This window comes from Ochrobactrum teleogrylli (assembly GCF_037482325.1).
Taxonomy (GTDB): Bacteria; Pseudomonadota; Alphaproteobacteria; order Rhizobiales; family Rhizobiaceae; genus Brucella; species Brucella teleogrylli.
Map to the genome: position 1 here is coordinate 3,476,253 of NZ_JBBHKQ010000001.1, position 18,748 is coordinate 3,495,000.

An 18,748-nucleotide genomic window follows, 5' to 3' on the forward strand; every position below is an offset into this window, starting at 1 on the left:
CCATGCAAGACGCGCCCCTCATCCGGCTTGAAGAGATCAGCAAGACCTATCACAATGGCGACCTCGCCGTTGAGGTTCTGCACGGTATCAGCCTCGACATCCATGCGGGTGAGTTCGTCGCCATCATGGGCGCTTCGGGTTCAGGCAAATCCACCCTCATGAATATTCTGGGCTGCCTCGACAGCCCGACCGGCGGGCAATATCGGCTCGACGGCGAAGATGTTTCCACCCTCGATGCCGATGCGCTGGCCGCCCTGCGCCGCCGCACATTCGGCTTCGTCTTTCAGAGCTACAATCTGATCTCGACATCGACCGCGCAGGAAAACGTCGAGGTTCCAGCGATCTATGCAGGCATGCCCGCTGCCGAGCGTCACGAGCGGGCAGCCGAACTGTTGAACTCGCTGAAGCTCGGAGACCGTATCGACCATCGTCCCAACCAGCTGTCGGGCGGTCAGCAGCAGCGCGTTTCCATCGCGCGCGCTTTGATGAATGGCGGGCGCATCATTCTCGCGGACGAGCCAACGGGCGCGCTCGACAGCCAGAGCGGCGAGGATGTGATGGAACTGCTGCGCAACATGCACCAGCAGGGCCACACCATCATCGTCATCACCCACGCCCGCGAAGTGGCGGAGCGCGCGGACCGGCTGATCGAGATCAAGGATGGCGAAATCCTGTCCGATACGACCAAGCGGGGCATTCCAGACCGGCAGGCGCCGCAGCGACTGCAGCAGGCGGGCGACGGGCATGCCGCGCGTATCGCCGATATTTCGGAAGCCGTAAAAATGGCCATGCGCGCCTTGCGGGCCAATATTTTCCGCACGGTACTGACGCTTCTCGGCATCATCATCGGCGTCAGTTCGGTGGTGACGATGCTGGCCATCGGCACCGGCGCGCAAAATTCGATTCTTGACCGTATCAACGCCATGGGCACCGATCTGGTGCTGGTGCGCCCCTCCATGACGGGTTTTCGCGGCTCGGGCAGTATCGCAACGCTTGTGCCAGCCGATGCGGACGCGATCCTCGAACTGCCGAACATCAAATCCGCCGTGCCGGAAGTGACAGGCACAGTCACGCTCAGGCGCGGCAATGTCGATTACCAGTCACAGGCCAACGGCACGGTTCCGGCTTTTTCGGAGGCCAAATCCTGGAAGCTCGCGACAGGCGATTTCATCACCCAGAACGATATAACCTCCTATGCGCCGGTTGCCGTACTCGGAGCCACGGTGGTCAAGACGCTGTTTCCGGATGGCAGCAATCCGATCGGCCAATATATTCTGATCCAGAAAATCCCGTTTCAGGTCATCGGAACGCTTGCGCCGAAAGGGGCTGGCTTCGGCGGTACGGATCAGGATGATGTGGTCATCGTTCCGCTTTCGACCGGCAATCTGCGCCTGTTCGGCCAGAAATATGTGCGCACCATCACCGTGCAGGTGAAGGATGCGGACCTCATCAACACGACGCAGGAACAGATTCAGGACCTGCTCGACGAGCGCCACAAGCAGCGTGACACGATGATCACCAATATGTCGTCGATTCGCGACGATGCGGCGGCCATGGGCAGCACCATGACGCTGTTTCTCGGTTCAGTTGCCGCCATCTCGCTTCTGGTCGGCGGTATCGGAGTCATGAATATCATGCTGGTCAGCGTCACGGAGCGCACACGCGAAATCGGCGTGCGCATGGCCACCGGCGCAAGGCGGCGGGATATCCTCCTGCAATTCATCACGGAAGCGCTCACTGTCTCGGCAATTGGCGGCGCTTTCGGCGTGGTCATTGGCCTTGGGGCTGCCGCCATCGCCGGTTGGGCTGGGCTTTCGGTCGGCTATAGCATCGGTCCGGTTCTGCTGGCTTTCGCCTGCGCCTTCGCAACAGGGCTGGTCTTCGGCTTCCTGCCCGCCCGCAAGGCGTCGCGCCTACTTCCAGCCGTCGCGCTGTCGTCTGAATAGGACCACGCGGGAACTGATGGAAAAAAACGGGCATTTCGCCCGGCTTCTCATTCAATCTATTTCCTTGGTCAGGCCGTGCCGGTCGAGCCGAAGCCGCCCGCGCCGCGCGTGGTTTCGGTCACCTCAGTGCGTTCCTCGATCTTCGGCTGCACCACGGGTGCAAAGACGGCCTGTGCGATGCGCATGCCGCGTTCGATGCGGAAATCGTCGTCACCCAGATTGACCAGCAGCACTTTCACCTCGCCGCGATAATCGGAATCGATGGTTCCCGGTGTGTTGAGGCAGGTAATGCCGTTTTTGAAGGCGAGGCCGGAGCGCGGACGAATCTGCACTTCAAACCCTTCCGGAATTTCGAAGATCAGGCCCGTCGGCACCAGCGTCCGGCGTCCGGGCAACAGCACGATCTGGCGGTCTTCGGCAACGGCTGCGCGCAGGTCCATACCTGCAGAACCGGAGGTCTCATAGGCGGGAAGTTCAAGGCCTTTCGCATGTTCGAGGCGAATGATGCCGAGCGTTGGTGCTTGAGCGGATGCTGCGGTCATGAGGGAGCCTTTCCTGCGGGAATTCAAATTGGCGACGCTCATACGTGAAAACAGATCAAAGGTGTACCGCCTATTTGGCGTTTTGCAATGATAGTACGGCACAGGATCATGCTTTTTTTCGTGTATGGCCGATCTGACGCTGCCGTCAGCGCAGGTCGAGCGGGACGACGGTGGTTTCCTTGATTTCTTCCATCACAAAGGAAGCCGAAACATCCGACAGCGGAACGCTGGCGATCAGTTGCTGATAGAGCCGGTCATACGCCTTCACGTCGGTGACCCGCGCTTTCAGCACGTAATCGAGATCGCCGGTCATGCGGTAGACACCGACGATTTCCGGGAAACGCGCCGTGGCGTTGCGGAATTTGGCCAGCCATTCCGGATCATGGCTGGATGTGCGCACCAGAATGAACACGGACAGGCCGCAACCCGCCAGCTCGGCGTCCACCAGCGCGACGCGCGCCTTGATGATGCCTTCCTCTTCCATGCGCTTGACCCGCCGCCAGCACGCATTGCGCGACAGGTTCACGCGCTCCGACAGAGAATCAACGGACAAAGTGCCGTCAATTTGCAGCTCTCCCAATATTTTTCGGTCTATCTCGTCCATAGATGCTATCATGGTGGGATGATTGTCCCAATTTTTTACAGATTTCAAGGATATTTTGAGATTTCATCTTCCTCTTTCTTGCTAAAATGATTTTCCAGAAAGGCGCTTCAGCGCAGGGCATAAGAGAATGAATTTCTCAATCAAACGGGAGCATTTGCAATGACGACGCGTATTACCCGCATTTTCACCGAGCATCCCGCATCGGTTGATGAGACCTATTTCGAGCATATGGCATTTGCATCGCGGTTTTCATTCAAACTGTTCGGGGCAGCCTTTGCTGCTTTGATCCATGCATTTTTGCCATTTTTGTTCGAAAAGACTGCAAGCACCATCGTCCGTCAGCTTTATGAGCGGACGCATAACAGAGGTCGCTAAGTTACGCGGTTTCCGCTTTCGGGCGACACGTTTATATCGGATCGCACATGTGCCGTTGGGCCGCCTATCTCGGACCTGAGACCTATCTGGAAGACATTATTTCGTCTCCCTGTCATTCGCTCGTGGCGCAAAGCCACGATGCGCATGAAGCCAAAACACGCACCAATGGCGATGGTTTCGGCGTCGCCTGGTATGGGCATCGCACCGAACCGGGCCTTTATCGGGATATTCTGCCCGCCTGGTCCGATCAGAACCTTGGCAGTCTGGCGCGACAAATCCGGTCGCGCCTTTTTCTTGCGCATGTGCGCGCCTCGACGGGCGGGCTGACCAGCCGTTCCAACTGCCACCCCTTTGTTTCCGGGCGCTGGAGCTTCATGCATAACGGGCAGATCGGCAGTTTCGACCGGCTGCGCCGCAGGCTGGAAGCGCATTTGAGCGATCATGTCTATGCGCAGAAGCACGGCGCAACCGATTCCGAACTGATCTTTCTGCTGATGCTGGAATTCGGCCTCGACAGCGATCCGGTTCAGGCCATGAAGCGCATGGTGGCGACGATCGTAGATGAAGCCGGAAAGGCCAATGTGCCTCCGTTTCTGCGGCTGACAGCCGCCTTTTCCGATGGCAACCAGCTTTATGCAATCCGCTATGCCACCGACGCCTTTGCGCCGACGCTTTATACCGCGACGCTTGGCGCATCGTCCGGCATCTGTGTGGTGTCGGAGCCGCTGGATGGCGAAGCCGCCAACTGGATGGCCGTGCCGGCAAACAGCTTTGTCACCGTCTCCCGGCAGGGGCGCATCGCCATCGACGGTTTTGAGGGGACGATGGCGTCTCCTCAGGGTGTGGCAACAGTTTAGGCGTTGCCGATCAGAATACCCGCCGCCAGAACCAATGCGCCGCCCAGCACCACTTGCAGGACCGAGCGGAAGAAAGGCGTTTCCATGAAGCGGTTCTGGATGAAGGCAATCGCCCAGAGTTCAAAGAACACGATGACCACCGCCAGAGACGTAGCCGTCCAGAAATCGGTGATCAGATAGGGCAAAGCGTGGCCGAGGCCGCCCAGCGCCGTCATGATACCGCAGGACAGGCCGCGTTTGATCGGCGAACCACGGCCAGACAGTTTACCGTCATCATGAATGGCTTCCGTGAAACCCATCGAGATACCCGCGCCGACCGAGGCGGACAGGCCAACGAGAAAAGTCTGCCAGGTGTCCTGCGTAGCAAAAGCGGCAGCAAAGATCGGCGCAAGGGTGGAGACCGAGCCGTCCATCAGACCCGCAAGGCCGGGCTGCACATAGGTGAGGATGAACTGCTTGCGCTCCAGCGCACGCTCCTCGTCCTGTACGGTTTTGGGCGTCAGCTCATGTTCCAGCGATTCGGCTTTAACCTCGTGCTGCTTTTCCTGAAGCGCCAGATCGCCCAAAAGCTTGCGCGTGGCCGCATCTGTGACGCGCTTTGCGGCCTCGACATAGAAGCGATAGGCCTGATCTTCCATCTCGGAGGCCGCGTCGCGCACCTTGTCGATGCCCAGCGGACGCACCAGCCAGTCGGGCTTGCGGTCATAATAGCCGCTGACATGTTCGCGACGAATGAGCGGAATATGGTCGCCGAAACGCGCGCGGTGCCGCTCGATCAGCGCATCGCGGTGCCCGTGTTCCTCCGCCGCCATCTGCTCGAAAATCTTCGCCGACTGCGGGAATTCTTCGCGCAAACCATCGGCATAGGCGAGATAGATGCGCGCATCGTCCTCTTCAGACGAGATGGCAAGCGCAAGGATTTCCTGTTCGGAAAGCGAATCGAACGGGCGACGACCGTTGCGGAAAAATCGACTCAGCATAATCAAATCCATCAGTTTAGAATTATTCTAAAGTTATAATGAGTCAGCTGAAAGTCAAGTCTTGCGGTGCGGGCTTGTTTGGCGCATTACATTTCGGCCCCGGTAAAGCGGGGTTTTGCAAAGCAATGACCTGACGAAAAAGCCAGTAAAGAACAGGATCGATGGCATCGATGAACACGCACGCGCAAGGCATTAGCCCCCGTCCGCTGAATGGACAGGATTTCCGCACCCTTGGCCTTTCGGCCCTTGGCGGCGCGCTGGAGTTCTATGATTTCATCATCTTCGTGTTCTTTGCCAGCGTCATCGGGCATCTGTTCTTTCCGCCGGATATGCCGGACTGGCTGGTCATGATCCAGACTTTCGGCATTTTCGCAGCCGGTTATCTGGTGCGCCCGGTCGGCGGCATCGTGCTGGCGCATTTCGGCGACAAGTTTGGGCGCAAGCGGGTTTTCGCTTTCTCGGTGTTCCTGATGTCGATCTCGACATTGGCCATGGCCTGCCTGCCCACTTATGCGACGCTGGGTGTCGGCGCGCCGATCCTGCTCATCGTGTTTCGCATGTTGCAGGGCGCGGCCATTGGCGGCGAGGTTCCCGGCGCGTGGACCTTTGTGGCGGAACATGTGCCTGCCAATCGGGTCGGCATGGCCTGCGGCTTTCTCTGTTCCGGCCTGACGCTCGGCATCATGATTGGTTCGCTGATCGCTACAGCCATCAACTGGATTTTCACCCCGGAAGAACTCTCCGCCTACGCATGGCGCATTCCGTTCTTCATCGGCGGTATTTTTGGTCTGCTTGCGGTTTATCTGCGGCGCTGGCTGGCAGAAACCCCGATCTTCACCGCGATGAAGAACAGCCATTTGCTGAAAGACAAGCTGCCGCTGAAGACCGTTCTGCGCGAGCATAAGCATGGTGTCATCATCTCCGTGCTTCTGACCTGGATCTTGTCAGCCGGTATCGTTGTGACCACGTTGATGACGGCGACTTTCCTGCAAAAGCTCTATGGTTATACGCCTTTGCAGTCGCTTGCCGCGACCAGCTTCGGCACGCTTTTCCTGATGTTCGGAACTGTGACTGCCGGTTCTATCGTTGACGGTATCGGCAGCGGACGTTTCTTCGCGGTGGCCGGTGTTTTCTTCGGCATTGCCACCTTCGTTTTCTACAGCTTTGCCGGTACGTCGCTGCCGGTGCTGTTTGCGCTTTATGCGGTGATGGGACTTTCCGTCGGTATGGTTGGCGCGGTGCCCTATGTCATGGTGCGCGCATTCCCGGCCCCGGTGCGGTTCTCCGGCCTGTCTTTCTCCTATAACATTTCCTATGCGGTGTTCGGTGGCCTGACGCCGGTGATCGTGACGACGATGCTGGCGGTCAACCCGATGGCCCATGCCTGGTATCTGGTGTTTATCGCGGTGCTGACCTCCGGGCTCGGTTTCTACCTCATGGCGCGCAGCGACCGGGTGGAGGGCGCAATCGGCCTTGATGATTTGTCGGTCGTAGACGCTGTTCCACACAGGAGCTAACAAAAAGGGCCGCATCAGCGGCCCTTTTCTTTTCGTGTTTAATGCGCCGCCAGTTGGGCGGTGCTCAAGTCCTTGTCGTGAAGGGCGAAGCGGTCGATCATGTCGGCGCTGGCTTCGTTGAAACCGATCACCGACACCTCGGTGCCGCCGGTACGATATTTCATCACCACCTTGTCGAGTGCGCCGACTGCGGTGATGTCCCACAGATGCGCGTGGCTGACATTGATGGTGATCTTTTTCGCCGGCTTGGCGAAATCAAACGCGGCGATAAAATTCTGCGCCGAAGCGAAGAAAATCTGGCCCTGAGCAGTATAGATGCGTTCGCTACCGTCGCTGTTTTCGGCCTCGGAGACGCGGAACATCTTGGCGACCTTGCCCGCAAAGAACACGCCGGAAAGCAGAACGCCGACCAGAACGCCTTTGGCCAGATCATGCGTTGAGACGACGGTGACCACCGTTGCCAGCATGACGAAGGACGAGGATGGCGGGTTACGACGCAGATCGAGGATAGATCGCCACGAGAATGTGCCGATGGATACCATGATCATCACCGCCACTAGTGCCGCCATCGGAATGATGCGCACAAGATCGTCGAGCACCAGAATCAGGAACAGCAGGAAGGCGCCCGCCACGAAGGTCGAAAGCCTGCCGCGTCCGCCGGACGAAACATTGATCACCGACTGCCCGATCATGGCGCAGCCGCCCATGCCGCCGATCAGCGCCGAGGCGATATTGCTCGTGCCCTGACCGATACATTCCTGGCTTTTGTTGCTGGGCGTGTCGGTCATGTCGTCAACAATCTGGGCGGTCATCAGCGATTCGAGCAGCCCGACCGCCGCGAGCGTGATCGAATAGGGCAGGATGATCTGCAAGGTTTCGAGCGTTACCGGCACTTGCGGCAATGCGAAGACCGGCAATGCGGATGGCAATTCGCCGAGATCGCCCACGGTACGAAGATCCATCCCGCTCCACCAGGCCAGTGCGGTGAGAACCGCGATGGCGACCAGCGGCGAGGGGATCGCCTTGGTCAGTCGCGGGAATAGATAGATGATGGCGAGGCCGCCCGCGATCATCCAATAGGTCTGGACTGGCACATGGATCAGCTCTGGTAGTTGTGCCATGAAAATGAGGATCGCCAGCGCATTGACGAAGCCGGTGATGACCGAGCGCGATACAAAGCGCATCAGGCGTCCGAGCTTCAGGAAACCGGCAAGGATTTGTATTATGCCCATCAGGATTGTGGCGGCAAACAGATATTGCAGCCCGTGTTCCTTGACGAGCGAGACCATCACCACGGCGGTTGCAGCCGTGGCGGCGGAAATCATGCCGGGGCGACCGCCGGTAAAGGCGGAGACGCAGGCAATGGCGAAGGAAGCAAAAAGGCCGACTTTGGGATCGACCCCGGCGATGACCGAAAAGCCGATGGCTTCGGGAATAAGGGCAAGTGCTACGACGATGCCGGAGAGAATATCGCCGCGAATATTGGAGAACCACTCGCGGCGGTAGGCAGCAAGACGTGTCATTGAATTTTCCGCAAATAGAAGACGGGCGTTGAGAGCCGTCCGATTCAACATGGCCGATTGTAAAAATGGGAGATGTTGTTGCGTTGTCTGGCGGATAGGCGGCCAGAAGAGCCACCCGGGCTTTCACCGGGTCCTTGCGAATACACGTGTATAAACAAAAAGAACGCAGCAGGGCAATAACCCGCTGCGTTTTCTATTGAGCACTATTGGATAGATCAGAGAATCTTCTGCATGAACGTCAGATCGAGCCAGCGTCCGAATTTCTGGCCGACTTGTTTCAAGGTGCCACAATCTTCAAAGCCCTGCGATTTATGCAGCGCGATGGACGCGGCATTGCCCGCCTCGATACCAGCCACCAGCACATGCACCTTTCGGCGGCGCGCTTCTTCCACCAGTTCGCCCAGCAAGGCGCGACCGATGCCGCCGCCGCGCGCATTGCTTGCCACATAGACCGACAGTTCGGAGGAATGGCGGAAGCCTTCGAAGGGCCGGAAAGGACCATAGCTCGCATAGCCGACAACCTGGCCTTCGCGCTCGGCTGCCAGCACCGGGAAGCCGTCGCGATTGCGGCCTCCCAGCCATTGACGCCGGTTTTCCAGATCGACGAGCGTTTCGTTCCAGATGGCAAGCGTGTTTTCGACCGCATCATTATAGATGGCGAGCAGCGCGGGGAGATCCGCTTCCGTCGCATGGCGGATGGAGAGGGTCATTTCAGATGCCTTTGTAAAAGAGCGTGGTGGCGCAGGGGCTGCCATCGGGAAAGAGCGCGTAATTCGGGATCACGCCGACAGGCTGCCAGTTCAGATGCGTATAGATCGCTTCGGCGGGGCTACCGGTGGCGGTGTCAAGACAGATCAGCGTTTTGCCATGCATGCGGGCTTGGACTTCCGCCGCGGCCATCAGCTTGCGGGCAAGGCCGAGGCCGCGCGCCTTGCGGTGGATCAGCAGCTTTTTCAGATCGGCGCGATGCGGCTGATTGGGCATTTGGGAGAGACCAAGCTGCACCGTGCCGACGATCGCGCCCTCATGCTCAGCGACGATGAGCAGCGTCTCGCCGTTCTCCGTCTCGCGGGCGATGCGGGTCCAGTAAGGCGTAAAATCCTGCGGCTCACAGGGTGCCATGAACCCGACCGATGCGCCACCCATGACGCAGTCGGCAAGAATTTCGGCGAGCGCCGGAATGGCTCGTTTCGCTTCTTCTGCATTGAGAACGTGGATCATCGGACGGTCTTTCAGAGGTTGCTGCGGCGTTCGAGCACAATGGCATAGCGTGCAGGGGTCGAACCTGGATTGTGAAAAGTGATGCCCGCCATGATCGGCATATAAAGGCAGTCGCCGGGCTTGAGGCTATAATGCGTGTCGCCGACGGTCATTTCCATTGCACCGGCAAAGAGCCACATATGCTGGGTGATACCGGCATTGGCGGTCTGGGGTGCGAAAGTGACCTTGCCGCCCGCCGGAAACTCGACCTCGATCAGATCGACATTCGAACCGGTGCCGGGCGGGGATACGGACCGGCGCACATAGCCGGTGTCGGGATCGCGCCAGACGGGTTGACGATCGTGGGGGAGGTAGGGCGAGGGCGGGGCTTCCGCATCGCCAAAAAATGCTGATAGCGACGTGCCAAGGGCGGCGCAAATGCGCGCCAGCAGTTGTGCGGTGGGGCTTGTCTCGCCGCGCTCGATCCGCGAGATCATGGCGCGGCTGACACCGGAAGCATCGCCCAACGCATCCAGCGTCATGCCTTGCGCCAGACGCAGGCGGCGCAGGTTCTCACCAATGGCGTTGTCGAGTTGTTCGATTGCGTTTTCCATTATGTTAGAAATAATATCTATTATAATGGAGTCAAGCGATTTCGCATATGAAAACGGCGGGATTTCTCCCGCCGCATTCAATCTGTTTCTACGATCAAAGCCCGAGGCTCAGGCAGTGACCTCGCTCCCTCATCCTGAGCCGGTGCGAAGCACCGTGTCGAAGGGCGAGGGCAGGCGCTGGGTTCGCTTTCCCTCGTCCTTCGAGACGCCGTTTTCAACGGCTCCTCAGGATGAGGGAAGGGGACGTCGGTGCATTAAACCGATCAGCCTTGCGCCTTCAGTTCCAAGCGGCGGCGATGCAGGACCGGCTCGGTATAGCCGTTCGGCTGTTCGCGGCCTTTGAAGACGAGATCGCAGGCGGCCTGAAACGCGATGGACTTGTCGAAATTGGCAGCCATCGGGCGATACAGCGCATCGCCTTCATTCTGCTTGTCGACGACAGCGGCCATGCGCTTCATGGTTTCCATGACCTGCGCTTCCGTGACAACGCCATGGTAGAGCCAGTTCGCAATGTGCTGGGCGGAAATGCGCAGTGTCGCACGGTCTTCCATCAGGCCGACATTGTTGATGTCCGGCACCTTCGAGCAGCCGACGCCCTGATCGACCCAGCGCACAACATAGCCGAGAATCCCTTGCGCGTTGTTGTCGATCTCTTTCTGGATGTCTTCCGGCGTCCAGTTTGGACGGCTGGCGACCGGCACCGACAGAATGTCGTCGAGCTTGGCGCGCGGACGGCTCTTGAGCTTTGCCTGAACGGCCGCAACGTCCACTTGGTGATAGTGGGTGGCGTGCAGCGTGGCAGCGGTCGGTGACGGTACCCATGCGGTGTTCGCGCCTGCCTTCGGATGAGCGATCTTCTGCTCCAGCATTGCCGCCATCAGGTCGGGCATGGCCCACATGCCCTTGCCGATCTGCGCGTGGCCGGAAAGGCCGCATTCGAGACCGATATCGACATTCCACTGCTCATAGGCACCGATCCAGGCGGCCTGCTTCATGTCGCCCTTGCGGATCACCGGGCCAGCTTCCATCGAGGTATGAATCTCGTCGCCGGTGCGGTCGAGGAAGCCGGTATTGATGAACACGACGCGATCCTTGGCGGCGCGAATGGCTTCCTTGAGGTTGATCGTCGTGCGGCGTTCCTCGTCCATTACGCCCATTTTGAGCGTGTTGGGCTGCATGCCGAGCAGTTCTTCCGTCCGGGTGAAGATTTCATTGGCGAAAGCCACTTCTTCCGGGCCATGCATCTTCGGCTTGACGATATAGACCGAGCCTTCGCGTGAGTTCATGTGACGGCCATTCGGGCCGATATCGTGCAAGGCGATCAGGCTGGTAAAGGCGGCATCCATGATGCCTTCCGGCACTTCATTGCCGTCAGTGTCGAGAATGGCCGGATTGGTCATCAGGTGCCCGACATTGCGAACCAGCATCAGCGAGCGGCCCTTGAGCGTCAGGTCGGAGCCATCGGCGGCGCGATAGCTGCGGTCGCCATTGAGACGGCGCGTCATCTGCTTGCCGTTCTTTTCGAACGTGTCTTCCAGCTTGCCGTTCATCAGGCCGAGCCAGTTGCGATAGACTGCAACCTTGTCCTCGGCATCGACGGCGGCAATCGAATCCTCGCAATCCTGAATCGTGCTGATGGCCGATTCCAGAACCATGTCTGCAATATGCGCCGGATCGGTCTTGCCGATCGGATGGTCGGCATTGACGACGATATCGACATGCATGTTATTCTTGGCCAGCAGCACATTGGTCGGGTTGGCGGCGTCGCCATTATAGCCCTTGAACTGGCTGGCATCTTTCAGAACCGTTGCGGAACCGTTCGTCAGCTTGATGTCGAGCTTGCCATCCTTGACGGCAAGGCCAGCGACGTCGGCCCATTTGCCGGAGGCGAGCGGCGCGCTTTCATCGAGGAAATTCTTCGCCCAGGCGATGACTTTCTCGCCGCGCTTCGGATTGTAGCCCTTGCCCTTTTCCGCGCCATCGGCATCGGAAATCGCGTCGGTGCCGTAAAGCGCATCATAAAGCGAACCCCAACGCGCATTGGCAGCGTTGAGGGCGTAGCGGGCGTTCATGACCGGGACGACAAGCTGCGGACCGGCAATATGGGTGATTTCCGGATCGACATTGGCGGTCGAAACGGTGAACTCCCCGCCTTCCGGCAGGAGATAGCCGATGTCCTTCAGGAACTGCTGGTATTCCGCCTGGCTATAGCCTTTGTCGCGGTTTTCCTTGTACCAGCTGTCGATCTTCGCCTGCATGTCGTCACGCTTTTTCAAAAGCGCGCGGTTCTTCGGGGCAAGATCGCGAACGATTGCGGCAAAACCTTTCCAGAACTTGTCCGGGTCTACGCCGGTGCTGGGCGCGGCCTCCTTGGCCAGAAACTCCACGAGTTCAGGGGCAACACGCAAACCTTCAATTTCGACGTAATTGCTCATGGCTTGGCCTCCTTCAGAATAAATACAACTACCGCCAGCGCTTTTCAGGCGTCAGCTACCATGCTGCCTTTGAACCGCTTTGGCGCGCTTTCGTCAATCGACGCGGCGGCACATCATCTGTGACGCTGGGGAGAAAATAAATCACAACTTTAAGGTGTGTCTTATTTGGTCCGGCGTCCATCCCTGTTCACGCAGCGATGTAAGAGCGGTATCCTTGCGGCTTTTCGACAGTTTCAGCCCATCGTCGCCCAGCACGAGGTCATGATGGTGATAATGCGGCTCCGGCAGACCGAGAAGCTTTTGCAGGAGGCGATGCACAGCGGTCGCGTGGAAGAGATCGCGGCCACGCACGACATGGGTGACGCCTTGCAGGGCGTCGTCCACCACCACAGAAAGATGATAGCTGGTCGGCGTGTCCTTGCGTGCGATGATCACATCACCCCATCGGGCGGGATCGGCGGCAATGCGCCCGGTCTCGCCATCCGGTCCGGCGCCGTTTTCTTCCCAGAACAACGTTTCACCCACGGTGGCCAGCGCCTTTTCCATGTCGAGACGCCAGGCATAAGGGACGCCGGATACGATCCGTTCCAGCCGGTGCGCTTCATTGAGGTTGCGTTCGCCCTTTGGATAAAGCGGCGTGCCGTCCGGGTCCGACGGCCAGACCTTGCCCCTGGCGTGGGCTTCGCCAATCCGCTCGCGCACTTCGCCACGACTGAGAAAGGCCGGATAGACAAGGCCCTTGTCGGCAAGCTTTGTCAGCGCATTGCGATATTCGCCAAAATGTTCCGACTGGCGGCGTACAGGCCTTTCCCATGACAGGCCGAGCCAGTGCAGGTCGTCGTAAATGCCCTGTTCCAGCGCAGGCGTGCAGCGCGCCGTGTCGATGTCTTCCATGCGTAATAGAAAACGACCGTCGCTTTCGTTCGCCATGCGTGCATTGAGAAGGGCGGAATAGGCATGGCCGAGGTGCAATTGGCCATTGGGGCTGGGGGCAAAGCGAAAGACGGGTCTGGTCATGATCATGTCAGTTGATTGTCATCTGAGCACATTGGTACTTTGTCGGCGATTGAAATGAAAGGCCACAGCATGCAGCGTATCGATACATTGGAGGATATAGAGGCTGGCCTTGAAGCGCTGGTTTTGGCCGATATGCGCCTGGCCGATATTCGCAGCCGCGCCCATGCGGTTCCGCTGCGTCGCTCACCGCCAGGGTTCGAAAGTCTGGCTTCCATCATCGTGGCACAGCAGGTTTCAACTGCAAGCGCTGCGGCCATCTGGGGGCGGTTGAAACAGGTGATCGATCCGCTGACGCCGCAGGCCTATATTGCTGGCGGCGAAGAGGCGTGGCGCTTTGCCGGGCTGTCTCGGCCCAAGCAGAGGACGCTTCTGGCTGTCTCGCAGGCGCTGGTGGATGACGGGATCGATCTGCACGGGCTTTGCGATCTGCCTGCGGAGGAGGCAATAGCTGCGCTCACCGCTATCAAGGGCATCGGGCCGTGGACGGCGGAAGTCTATCTGCTGTTTGCAGCCGGTCACCCGGACGTGTTTCCGGCGGGTGACGTGGCGCTGCAAGCTGCCGTCGGTCATGCCTTTGCCCATGAAACGCGCCCGGATGCTGTGGCGCTGCGCAAGCTTGCGGAAGACTGGGCGCCGTGGCGCGGCGTGGCGGCGCGATTATTCTGGGCCTATTACGCGGCAATCAAGGGGCGCGAGGCGGCCCCACTTTTGTAGATGCATCTGTAAATGTTGCGTGTTTCCGGTGGCACAAATGCGTTTCCGCTTCACAATCCTGTCACGTCGGGCTTACATTATCGCCATCAGCTGATGACGGTATTTCGATTCGCAGAAGCTTGATTTTCTGCTGATTGCAGTCCCGTCCTCGCGAGGTTGGAGCGTCGTTGTTGCGCCCACAATGGACGCGCGGCGCTCCGATGAAGAGCGCAATTCCGCTTGGAAAGTCGTCGTTTCGCCCTTTCTCGGAGTTGCTCTGAAGGAGGTGCGTCCTTGACCATTGCAGTCTCACCCCGGACCGTCTCGACGAGTGGCTTGCCCGCTCTGGTCCTCAACGCGGATTATCGTCCGCTCAGCTATTACCCCTTGTCGCTCTGGTCATGGCAGGATGCGATCAAGGCGGTCTTTCTCGAACGCGTGAATATCGTCGCGGAATACGACCAGATCGTTTCCTCGCCGTCTTTCTCCATGCGTGTTCCGAGCGTGATCTGCCTGAAGGATTATGTGAAGCCGCCGCGCTATCCGGCGTTTACGCGCTTCAATCTTTTCCTGCGTGATCGTTTCGAGTGCCAGTATTGCGGCTCGCCGCATGATCTGACCTTCGATCACGTCACCCCGCGTTGCCATGGCGGCGAGACGACGTGGGAAAATGTGGTCGCCGCCTGTTCACCATGCAATCTGCGCAAGGGCGGTCTCATGCCTGCGGCTGCGCATATGTGGCCGCGCCAGAAGCCGGTCATGCCGACCGTGCAGGATCTGCACAATAATGGTCGTCTTTTCCCGCCCAACCATCTGCATGATAGCTGGCTGGATTTTCTGTATTGGGATGTCGAACTGGAGCCTTGACGCATGTTGCGCAAAACTGCGTAGCAATCCTGCGACAACATCATGCGAAAAAAGAAGACCTAAGCCCCTCAGAATCTTCCCTTACTTGCCACTCTTCGCGAAAGCGCCGTAGTAGCCGATGGCTGCAAAGAACAGGCTTGCGACGATATTCCATCCGGCAAAGGACAGACCAAGGAAAAAGCCGGGTGCGCTGTCGCATGCGGGCGGGCGCGTATTGAGATCGCCCAGAAGGTTGCCCGCGTCCAGCGTGACTTTCATCGTCGCCGCGCTGCAGTCGGCCGGGCCCGGCCAATACTTCAGCTCAACACCCGTATGATAGACCGCCAGCGCCAGACCATAGGTCATCAAAAGCGCGCCGATCAGGATGAGGCCGCGTGTCAGAATCGGCGGCCATTTCAAGCCGTAGGAAAGCCAGGCCGCAGCCAGAACCGGAACGCCGATATAATAAGGCGTGCGCTGTTCAAGGCAGAGTTTGCACGGCATGAAACCGGCAATATGCTCGAAACCGAGCGCGGTGCCGACAGTTGCGGCCAGTCCGAAGGTCATGATGCCTGCGGTCCATGCCTGTGTTTTGCCAACCGGGTTATTGAGTGCAAATGCCATATGAAAATTCCTGACGCGGCTCTTTATATGCAGCTAAACTAAGATAGAGACTTGTTTCCAAGCAATTTATTTTGACCGGCGTGAGGCGGCCGGCTCATGCGTGAAGATATTTCACAGCAAAGAACAGGGCGATCAGCAAGACCGCCACGGCGCTGGCGATCAGGCCAAGGCGCTTTTCGATAAAATGGCGGATCGGCTCGCCATAACGGCGCAGCAGCCAGGCCAGGAAATAGAAGCGCGCGCCGCGCGCAACAATGGCCGATGCGATGAACAGCCAGATATTGACGCCAGCCGCCCCCGACAGGATTGTCACAACCTTGATCGGCGGGAGATGGGCGAGGCCCGATGTGATCAGCATCAGCAAAATGGTGTCGGCGCTGGTCGTGCCGCGCAGTTGCTCGAACGTGTCCAGCTTGCCATACATTTCCAGCACCGGCTTGGCGATCTGTTCATAGGCATGATAGCCGAGATACCAGCCCGCGATGCCGCCCAGCACCGATGCAACGGTTGCGATGAAGGCGTAGCGCCAGGCGCGTTCCGGACGGGCCAGCGCCATCGGCAGAAACAGAACGTCTGCCGGGACAAGGAAAACCGAACTCTCCACGAAAGCAATGATCGCCAGCCACCATTCGGCTGATTTTCTTGCGGCAAGCGAAATAGTCCAGTCGTAAAGGCGGCGCAGCATGGATTGTCCGGATAATGTGCGGCGGATAGCCGTCGTTGCGGTTGCACCGTCTATAAATAAAAAAGACGGCGCGAACAATCCGCACCGTCTCTTCATTCGCTTATATCAATCAGCGCTTATAGGCGCTGCAGATATATTTGGTTTCGAGATATTCCTCGATGCCGTATTTGGAGCCTTCGCGACCGAGGCCGGACTGCTTGACGCCGCCGAACGGCGCGACTTCATTGGAGATCAGACCGGTATTGTGGCCGACCATGCCGTATTCGAGCCCTTCGCTGACGCGGATCGCACGGCTGAAGTTCTCCGTATAGAAGTAAGCGGCGAGACCGAAGATCGTGTCGTTGGCCATGGCCAGCACTTCCTCTTCCGTGTTGAAGGCAAAGAGCGGCGCGAGCGGGCCGAAAGTTTCTTCCTGCGCAACGGCCATGTCCGATGTCACGCCGGTGAGAACAGCCGGTTCGAAGAACAGGCCGCCCAGTTCCTTGCCGCCGGTGATGAGCTTTGCACCCTTCGAAACCGCATCTTCAATATGCGCCTTGACCTTGGTGATCGCCTTTTCCTCGATCATCGGGCCGATGACCACACCCGGTTCGGTGCCGTTGCCGACCTTCAGCGCCTTGACCTTCTCCGCGAGCTTTTCAGCAAATTTGTCGTAAACGCCGCGCTGAACATAAATGCGGTTGGCGCAAACGCAGGTCTGACCGGCATTGCGATATTTGGAAATCATCGCGCCTTCGACAGCGGCGTCGAGATCGGCGTCGTCAAAGACGATGAATGGCGCATTGCCGCCGAGTTCCAGCGACACTCTTTTGATCGTTGGTGCGCACTGGGCCATCAACAGGCGGCCCACTTCCGTGGAGCCGGTGAAGGAGAGCTTGCGCACAGTACCATTGCTGGTGAGTTCAGCGCCGATTTCGCGTGCCTTGCCGGTCACGATCTGCAAGACACCGGCAGGGATGCCAGCCTTTTCAGCCAGTACGCCAAGCGCCAGAGCCGTCAGCGGGGTCAGATCGGCAGGACGCACGATCATCGTGCAGCCAGCCGCGAGTGCCGGTGCAGCCTTGCGGGTGATCATGGCGGCAGGGAAATTCCACGGCGTGATCGCGGCGGTGACGCCAACCGGCTGGCGGATCACCGTCAGGCGCTGACCGGCCTGCGGGGCGGGGATGGTGTCGCCATAAACGCGCTTGGCTTCTTCCGCAAACCATTCAATGAAAGACGCGGCATAAAGCACTTCACCGCGCGCTTCGGCCAAAGGCTTGCCCTGTTCCGATGTCATGATCAGCGCAATGTCATCGGCATTGGCGACAATGAGGTCGAACCACTTGCGCATGATGCCCGCGCGTTCCTTGGCGGTTTTCGCGGCCCAGGCGGGAAGCGCCTTGGCGGAGGCGTCGATGACTTCCTTGATGGTGTCTACCGACAGCGACGGAACCGTGCCGATCACCGAGCCATCAGCCGGGTTGGTGACATTAATGGTCTTGCCATCAGCGGCGTCGATCCAGCGACCGTCGACCAGGCATTTCGATTGAAGCAGCGAAGGGTCTTTCAAGGTGATCATGTCTGATGTTCCGTCCCAGTCTTGCATTTGATTGTTTGTTCAGTATATTGAACACGCTTCGATATATTGAATTAAACAGATCATGGCAGCCAAAGTCAATCGGGAAGCCGATGATCTGTCGGGCAGATGGTATGTCAGCATAGGAATGAAACGATGACCGAAGAGGCAGGTTCCCTCAAACTGGTTCCGGCGGTCATGCGCGCCGCACAGATACTGGATCTTATCGCCAAGGCTGGCGACGGCACGGGCGGAGCGCTGAAACTATCCGATATTGCGCGTCAGGCCGGGCTGCCCAAAAGCAGCGTGCACGGGCTTTGCCAGACGCTGGTTCATCTGAAGCTTCTGAAGTTCAATAGCGACGGCAACTTTTCCATGGGGCCACAATCGGTGCGCTGGGCCAATATCTTTCTGGCGGGCAGCGATATTGTGGAGGTGTTTCATGAGGCTGTGGCGCAGGCAGAGGGGCTTGGCGCCTACACGCTGACGCTTTCCCATCTGGAGGGACCGGATGTCATTTATCTGTCCTGCCGCAATTCGTCCGCGCCGCTTGGGATAACGTTCCGCATCGGCATGCGCGTCCCCGCAGTCTTTACGGCAACGGGCAAGGCCATGCTCGCGGCAATGCCGAATGACGAGCGCGCACGTCATCTTCCCGCACATTGGCCGGAACTCGCTACACCAGCCAGCGTCGCTTCGCTGAAGGCGCTCGAAGGCGAGATGTCCGGCATA

General features: G+C 58.7%; 19 protein-coding genes and 1 other annotated feature (1 of these 20 running past the window's edge). Of the genes, 7 read left to right on the forward strand and 12 right to left on the reverse strand.

Features of this window, described 5'->3' with window-relative positions:
• Positions 1 to 2: 2 nt before the first annotated feature.
• A complete protein-coding gene (locus WIX40_RS16265; RefSeq protein WP_171318748.1) occupies positions 3 to 1,946 on the forward strand; it encodes a MacB family efflux pump subunit in 1,944 nt (647 codons plus the stop codon).
• A 68-nt stretch (positions 1,947 to 2,014) separates the two neighbouring features.
• Here the strand turns inward: WIX40_RS16265 and dut are convergent, their stop codons facing one another.
• Both dut and WIX40_RS16275 read right to left on the reverse strand, forming a co-directional pair.
• Positions 2,015 to 2,488 (reverse strand): dUTP diphosphatase, encoded by a 474-nt coding sequence (dut, locus tag WIX40_RS16270; RefSeq protein WP_109369716.1) that lies wholly within the window; start codon positions 2,486 to 2,488, stop codon positions 2,015 to 2,017.
• 145 nt (positions 2,489 to 2,633) lie between these two features.
• On the reverse strand, positions 2,634 to 3,104 hold the full coding sequence (locus tag WIX40_RS16275) for an Lrp/AsnC family transcriptional regulator (RefSeq protein ID WP_109369715.1): 471 nt from the start codon (positions 3,102 to 3,104) through the stop codon (positions 2,634 to 2,636).
• A 147-nt stretch (positions 3,105 to 3,251) separates the two neighbouring features.
• Here WIX40_RS16275 and WIX40_RS16280 point away from each other — a divergent pair, with 147 nt between their 5' ends.
• Positions 3,252 to 3,467, forward strand: coding sequence for a DUF6356 family protein (locus tag WIX40_RS16280; protein ID WP_109369714.1), 216 nt, complete (start codon positions 3,252 to 3,254; stop codon positions 3,465 to 3,467).
• 47 nt (positions 3,468 to 3,514) lie between these two features.
• Positions 3,515 to 4,324 (forward strand): class II glutamine amidotransferase, encoded by an 810-nt coding sequence (locus WIX40_RS16285; RefSeq protein WP_121538524.1) that lies wholly within the window; start codon positions 3,515 to 3,517, stop codon positions 4,322 to 4,324.
• On the opposite strand, the gene mbfA is transcribed toward WIX40_RS16285, so the two are convergent.
• Complete coding sequence (gene mbfA, locus WIX40_RS16290) at positions 4,321 to 5,304, reverse strand: iron exporter MbfA (RefSeq protein WP_121538709.1); 984 nt, start codon at positions 5,302 to 5,304, stop codon at positions 4,321 to 4,323. The genes WIX40_RS16285 and mbfA overlap by 4 nt on opposite strands.
• Before the next feature lie 161 nt (positions 5,305 to 5,465).
• Between mbfA and WIX40_RS16295 the strand changes: the two genes are divergently transcribed.
• Entirely contained in the window at positions 5,466 to 6,821 is a 1,356-nt protein-coding gene (locus tag WIX40_RS16295) for an MFS transporter (RefSeq protein WP_339440664.1), read from the forward strand.
• 38 nt (positions 6,822 to 6,859) lie between these two features.
• Here the strand turns inward: WIX40_RS16295 and WIX40_RS16300 are convergent, their stop codons facing one another.
• From WIX40_RS16300 to gluQRS, 6 genes are all read right to left on the reverse strand, one after another.
• Complete coding sequence (locus WIX40_RS16300; protein ID WP_339440665.1) at positions 6,860 to 8,344, reverse strand: SulP family inorganic anion transporter; 1,485 nt, start codon at positions 8,342 to 8,344, stop codon at positions 6,860 to 6,862.
• A gap of 81 nt (positions 8,345 to 8,425) precedes the next feature.
• Positions 8,426 to 8,481 (reverse strand) — a sequence feature (sul1 is cis-regulatory element that is thought to sense ions involved in sulfur or methionine metabolism; They are found in Alphaproteobacteria).
• A gap of 78 nt (positions 8,482 to 8,559) precedes the next feature.
• The gene (locus tag WIX40_RS16305; RefSeq protein ID WP_339440666.1) at positions 8,560 to 9,054 is read right to left on the reverse strand and encodes a GNAT family N-acetyltransferase; all 495 of its coding nucleotides are present in this window, start codon (positions 9,052 to 9,054) and stop codon (positions 8,560 to 8,562) included.
• A gap of 1 nt (position 9,055) precedes the next feature.
• Positions 9,056 to 9,565 (reverse strand): GNAT family N-acetyltransferase, encoded by a 510-nt coding sequence (locus WIX40_RS16310; RefSeq protein WP_339440667.1) that lies wholly within the window; start codon positions 9,563 to 9,565, stop codon positions 9,056 to 9,058.
• A gap of 11 nt (positions 9,566 to 9,576) precedes the next feature.
• A complete protein-coding gene (locus WIX40_RS16315; RefSeq protein WP_171318755.1) occupies positions 9,577 to 10,158 on the reverse strand; it encodes a type II toxin-antitoxin system RelB family anti-toxin in 582 nt (193 codons plus the stop codon).
• A 263-nt stretch (positions 10,159 to 10,421) separates the two neighbouring features.
• Positions 10,422 to 12,593 (reverse strand): malate synthase G, encoded by a 2,172-nt coding sequence (locus WIX40_RS16320; RefSeq protein ID WP_339440670.1) that lies wholly within the window; start codon positions 12,591 to 12,593, stop codon positions 10,422 to 10,424.
• Between the two features lie 141 nt (positions 12,594 to 12,734).
• Positions 12,735 to 13,610: a tRNA glutamyl-Q(34) synthetase GluQRS gene (gluQRS, locus tag WIX40_RS16325; RefSeq protein ID WP_339440672.1), complete on the reverse strand. Its 876-nt coding sequence runs from the start codon at positions 13,608 to 13,610 to the stop codon at positions 12,735 to 12,737.
• A gap of 69 nt (positions 13,611 to 13,679) precedes the next feature.
• Here gluQRS and WIX40_RS16330 point away from each other — a divergent pair, with 69 nt between their 5' ends.
• Positions 13,680 to 14,324, forward strand: coding sequence for a DNA-3-methyladenine glycosylase family protein (locus WIX40_RS16330; protein ID WP_109370304.1), 645 nt, complete (start codon positions 13,680 to 13,682; stop codon positions 14,322 to 14,324).
• Positions 14,325 to 14,597: 273 nt separating this feature from the next.
• Positions 14,598 to 15,170, forward strand: a complete 573-nt coding sequence (locus tag WIX40_RS16335) for an HNH endonuclease (RefSeq protein WP_078339434.1) — start codon at positions 14,598 to 14,600, stop codon at positions 15,168 to 15,170.
• An 81-nt stretch (positions 15,171 to 15,251) separates the two neighbouring features.
• On the opposite strand, the gene WIX40_RS16340 is transcribed toward WIX40_RS16335, so the two are convergent.
• The 3 genes from WIX40_RS16340 to WIX40_RS16350 all read right to left on the reverse strand — a co-directional run bounded on the left by WIX40_RS16340 (position 15,252) and on the right by WIX40_RS16350 (position 18,019).
• On the reverse strand, positions 15,252 to 15,773 hold the full coding sequence (locus WIX40_RS16340; RefSeq protein ID WP_109369706.1) for a disulfide bond formation protein B: 522 nt from the start codon (positions 15,771 to 15,773) through the stop codon (positions 15,252 to 15,254).
• Between the two features lie 94 nt (positions 15,774 to 15,867).
• Positions 15,868 to 16,458 carry a YqaA family protein gene (locus tag WIX40_RS16345; protein WP_109369705.1) on the reverse strand — a complete coding sequence of 197 codons (591 nt, stop codon included), beginning with the start codon at positions 16,456 to 16,458 and terminating at the stop codon, positions 15,868 to 15,870.
• A gap of 109 nt (positions 16,459 to 16,567) precedes the next feature.
• Positions 16,568 to 18,019, reverse strand: coding sequence for an NAD-dependent succinate-semialdehyde dehydrogenase (locus WIX40_RS16350; protein ID WP_339440675.1), 1,452 nt, complete (start codon positions 18,017 to 18,019; stop codon positions 16,568 to 16,570).
• Between the two features lie 153 nt (positions 18,020 to 18,172).
• Between WIX40_RS16350 and WIX40_RS16355 the strand changes: the two genes are divergently transcribed.
• Positions 18,173 to 18,748: the 5' portion of an IclR family transcriptional regulator gene (locus tag WIX40_RS16355; protein WP_339440677.1), read on the forward strand. The gene runs 243 nt beyond the window's last position; only the first 576 of its 819 coding nucleotides appear in the window; its start codon is at positions 18,173 to 18,175; its stop codon lies off the right edge, out of view.